This is a genomic window from Rhizobacter sp. P2_H2, from assembly GCF_056403375.1.
The window spans coordinates 1-4325 of sequence record NZ_JBFUFP010000435.1 but is presented as its reverse complement, the minus strand read 5'-3'; the positions used below and the strand labels follow the sequence as shown (position 1 = coordinate 4325).

Sequence of the window (4325 nt, the reverse complement as noted above, 5' to 3'; positions counted from 1 at the left end):
CTTTCATTTGGCAAGACAAATGAAAGTGACTCGCCCGGCAGGGCGAAACCCTGCCAGAGCAACAACCCAGCGCCCCCTGCGACAATCTCGCGAGGAGACCCCATGACGCCGTACAAGACCCTTGAAGACGTGATCGGACAGACGCCGCTGGTGCGGCTGCAGCGCCTGCCGGGCGCCGACAACGAGCGGCGCGGCAACGTGATCCTGGCCAAGCTCGAAGGCAACAACCCGGCCGGCTCGGTGAAGGACCGGCCGGCCATCAGCATGATCCGGCGCGCCGARGAGCGCGGCGACATCCGCCCCGGCGACACGCTGATCGAGGCCACCTCGGGCAACACCGGCATCGCGCTCGCGATGGCGGCCGCGATCCGCGGCTACCGCATGCTGCTGATCATGCCGGAGGACCTGAGCGTCGAGCGCGCGCAGACCATGAAGGCCTTCGGTGCCGAGCTGATCCTCACGCCGCGCAGCGGCGGCATGGAATACGCCCGCGACCTGGCCGAGCAGATGCAGCGCGACGGCAAGGGCCGCGTGCTCGACCAGTTCGCGAACGCCGACAACCCGCGCGTGCACTACGAGACCACCGGCCCCGAGATCTGGGCCGACACCGGCGGGCGTGTCACGCACTTCATCAGCGCGATGGGCACCACCGGCACCATCACCGGCACCTCGCGCTTCCTGAAGGAGCAGAACCCGGCCGTCCGCATCATCGGTGCGCAGCCTGCCGAAGGCTCGCGCATCCCCGGCATCCGCAAGTGGCCCGAGGCCTACATGCCGAAGATCTACGACCCGAGCTGCATCGACGAGACGGTCAGCGTCAGCCAGGACGCGGCCGAGGAGATGGCGCGCCGCCTGGCGCGCGAGGAAGGCCTGTTCGGCGGCATCTCGGCGGCCGGCGCCTGCTGGGTGGCGCTGGAGATCGCCAGGCGGGTCGAGAACGCGACGCTGGTGTTCGTCGTCTGCGACCGCGGCGACCGCTACCTGTCCACCGGCGTCTTCCCCGCCTGAGCCCACCATGAATTACGACACCCGCTTCTGCCCGAACTGCGCGACCGGCCTGCAGCCGGTGACGCTCGAAGAAGACGGCGGCCCGAAGACGCGGCTGCGCTGCCCGGCCTGCGCCTGGACGCACTGGAACAACCCGACGCCGGTGCTGGCCGCGGTGATCGAGCTGGCCGATCGCGACGGGCAGCTGCTGCTGGCGCGCAATGCCGCCTGGCCCGGCAGGTACTTCGGGCTGATCACCGGCTTCATGGAGGCGGGCGAGACGCCGCAGGAGGGCATCACCCGCGAAGTGATGGAGGAAACCTCGCTGACGGTCGATCGCCTGTCGATCATCGGGGCCTACGACTTCCAGCGGATGAACCAGGTGATCATCGCGTACCACGCGGTGGCGCGCGGCGAGATCAAGTTGTCGCCGGAGCTCGTCGAGTACAAGCTCTTCACCCCCGAGGCCGTGCAATGCTGGCCGGCCGGCACCGGCTATGCGCTGGCCGACTGGCTGACCGCGCGCGGCATCACGCCGCAATGGCGCGAGCTGATGCCGCGGCCGGTGGAACCCACTTGAAAGGACTCGCGATGGAAGCGCAGAAAGAAGTCGATGCCCGCGGCATGAACTGCCCGCTGCCGATCCTGAAGGCCAAGAAGGCGCTGGCCGACATGAACAGCGGCGAGCTGCTGAAGGTGATCGCGACCGACCCGGGGTCGATGCGCGATTTCCAGGCGTTCGCGCGGCAGACCGGGAACGAGCTGGTCGAGCAGAAGGCGGTGAACGACGAGTTCATCCACCTCTTGCGTCGACGTTAGAACTCCAGGTTCTTCAGGTACTTCCGGAAATCCGCCCCCAGCACCGGGTGAGCCAGCGCCAACTCCACGTTGGCCTCCAGGAAGCCTTCCTTGCTGCCGCAGTCGTAGCGGCGGCCTTCGTAGCGGTAGGCGAACACCTTCTCGCGGCGCAGCAGCCCGGCGATGCCGTCGGTCAGCTGGATCTCGCCACCCACGCCGCGCGGCTGGTTCGCGATCTCGGTGAAGACGCCCGGCGTCAGGATGTAGCGCCCGGCCACGCCCAGCCGCGACGGCGCTTCTTCCGGCGCCGGCTTCTCGACGATGCGGGTGATGTCGATCAGCCGGTCGTTCACTGCGCGGCCGTCGACGATGCCGTAGCGCTTCGTCTGCTCCGGCGGCACCTCCTGCACCGCCAGCATCGAGACGCGCCATTCGGCGAACTGCTCGACCATCTGCTGCAGCACCGGCTTCTGGCCCACCATCAGGTCGTCGGCCAGCAGCACCGCGAACGGCTCGTTGCCGATCAGCCGCTGCCCGCACAGCACCGCATGGCCCAGGCCCAGCGCCTGCGGCTGGCGCACGTAGACGCACTCCATGTCGTCCGGCTTCACGCTGTGCACCACGTCCAGTAACTCTTGCTTACCCGCCTGTTCGAGGGCTACCTCCAATTCGAAGGTCATGTCAAAGTGATCTTCGATGGGGCGCTTGTGCCGGCCGGTCACGAAAATCATCTCGCGGACCCCGGCGGCGTAGGCCTCCTCGACGGCGTACTGGATGAGGGGCTTGTCGACAACCGGCAGCATTTCCTTCGGTTGGGCCTTGGTCGCGGGCAGGAATCGCGTGCCGAGGCCCGCTACCGGAAAGATCGCCTTGTTGACAAACATGTGTGTCTGGTCCCTTTAAACTGTGATTTAGTCGACAAAAACCATTGTGTCACGGGCTCTTTGGAGGGCATGTGACACCGGGGCAGAGCCTCTCGAAGCCGCATGGACTTGCTGATCATCGAACCGCTGGAAGCAGAAGTCATGCAGTGGCTCGATGCGCGCTATTCGCTGCGGCAGGCGCCGGAGCTGGCGCGCGACACCCGCGCATTCCGCCAGGCGCTCTACAACGTGCGGGCGCTGATCCTGCCGCCCACCGTCGCGCTCGATGCGCAGGCGCTGCACTACGCGCCGGTGCTGCGCGCGGTCGGCCGGGTCAGCGCCGGCGCCGAGAACATCGACCTCGACGCMTGCGCGCGCGCCGGCATCGAGGTGGTGCGCAGCCAGACCGCCACCGCGCAGGCCGAGGCCGAGTTCATGATCGGCGCGCTGCTGTCGCTGCTGCGCCGCGTGCCGGTGGTCGGCTCCGACGGCATGCTGGTCGGCCGCGAGCTGGGCGCCTGCACCGTCGGGCTGATCGGCATGCCGCCGGCCGCGAAGGCGATGGCCCGGATGCTGAGCGGCTTCGGCTCGAAGCTCATCGGCTACGACCCGTCGCTGCATGCGAGCGACAGCGTGTGGAACCGCTGGCAGGTCGGCCCGGTGGGCCTGCGCGAGCTGCTGGAGCAGTCCGATGCGGTGTGCGTGCAGCTGAACTACTTCAGCCGCTACCACGGGCTGCTGGGCGAGCGCTTCCTGCCGTTCTGCAAGCCGAACCAGGTGATCGTCAGCATCGCGCACTCGGGCCTGTTCGACGAGAAGTCGCTGGCCGACGTGCTGTCCAGCGGGCGCGTCTCGGCCGTCTGGCTCGACAGCCTGGAGCCCGGCGCGCTGGAGCCGGGCCGGCCGCTGAGCGGCATGGACACGCTGCAGATCACGCCGCGGGTGGCCAGCACCACGCGCGAATCGCGGCTGCGCAGCTCGTGGGCGGTGGCCCGGCGGATCGACGAGCTGCTCGCGATCTCGGCCGGCGCACCGCGCGAGTTCAGGACGACGGACCCAGGCGTTCCGCTTGATGCCGCAGTCGATCCAGCGTTGCCGTGAAGTCGACCAGGCGCTGCTTCATTTCATCGACCACCGCCTGAGGCGCGCGCGCGACGAAGCTCTCGCTCGACAGCTTCGCGTCGCACTTGCCGATCTCGGCCTCTATGCGCTTGATCTCCTTGGCCACCCGCTCGCGCTCGGCGGCGACGTCGATCTCGACATGCAGCGCGATCCGCGTCTCGCCCTGCACCGAGACCGGCAGCTGCGCCGTCGCCGCCGCGAACGCGGCCTCGTCGTCGAACACCTGCACGCCCGACAGCCGGATCAGCGACTGCAGCAGCGGCGCGGCCTCGCGCACGAAGTCGTTGTCGCCGATCGCGTACAGCGGCACCGGCTTGGTCACCTGCATCTCGTTGCGCAGGTTGCGCGTCGCGCCGGCCAGGCCCTTGAAGCGCTCGACCCAGGCATCGGCCYGCGGGTCGACGCGCTCCAGCTGCGCCTTCGGGTACGGCGCGGTGACGATGCTCTGCCCGGAGCCCGCCGCCTTGCGGCCGGCCAGCGGCGCGACCACGTCCCACAGCTCGGCGGTCACGAACGGCATGATCGGATGCATCAGGCGCAGCACCGTCTCGAGCG

Annotated in this window: 6 protein-coding genes; 4 read left to right on the top strand and 2 right to left on the bottom strand. The window is 68.6% G+C overall.

The genetic code is table 11. From position 1 onward, the window contains the following. Positions 1-102 precede the first annotated feature (102 nt). The 3 genes from cysM to AC1D15_RS19775 are packed head-to-tail and all read left to right on the top strand — an operon-like array spanning position 103 to position 1806. On the top strand, positions 103-1008 hold the full coding sequence (gene cysM / locus AC1D15_RS19785; protein WP_047509633.1) for a cysteine synthase CysM: 906 nt from the start codon (positions 103-105) through the stop codon (positions 1006-1008). 7 nt (positions 1009-1015) lie between these two features. After that, complete coding sequence (locus tag AC1D15_RS19780) at positions 1016-1567, top strand: NUDIX domain-containing protein (protein WP_047509631.1); 552 nt, start codon at positions 1016-1018, stop codon at positions 1565-1567. Positions 1568-1578: 11 nt separating this feature from the next. Continuing rightward, positions 1579-1806, top strand: a complete 228-nt coding sequence (locus tag AC1D15_RS19775) for a sulfurtransferase TusA family protein (RefSeq protein ID WP_465113699.1) — start codon at positions 1579-1581, stop codon at positions 1804-1806. Here AC1D15_RS19775 and galU read toward each other — a convergent pair. Beyond that, the gene (gene galU, locus AC1D15_RS19770; RefSeq protein ID WP_465113698.1) at positions 1803-2669 is read right to left on the bottom strand and encodes a UTP--glucose-1-phosphate uridylyltransferase GalU; all 867 of its coding nucleotides are present in this window, start codon (positions 2667-2669) and stop codon (positions 1803-1805) included. The two genes, AC1D15_RS19775 and galU, sit on opposite strands and share 4 nt — an antisense overlap. A gap of 102 nt (positions 2670-2771) precedes the next feature. On the opposite strand from galU, the gene AC1D15_RS19765 reads away from it, so the two are divergent. Further along, complete coding sequence (locus AC1D15_RS19765; protein ID WP_477827319.1) at positions 2772-3749, top strand: NAD(P)-dependent oxidoreductase; 978 nt, start codon at positions 2772-2774, stop codon at positions 3747-3749. Here the strand turns inward: AC1D15_RS19765 and AC1D15_RS19760 are convergent. Continuing rightward, the coding region (locus tag AC1D15_RS19760; RefSeq protein WP_477827318.1) for a class I tRNA ligase family protein at positions 3691-4325 on the bottom strand (635 nt) is incomplete at its 5' end. The two genes, AC1D15_RS19765 and AC1D15_RS19760, sit on opposite strands and share 59 nt — an antisense overlap.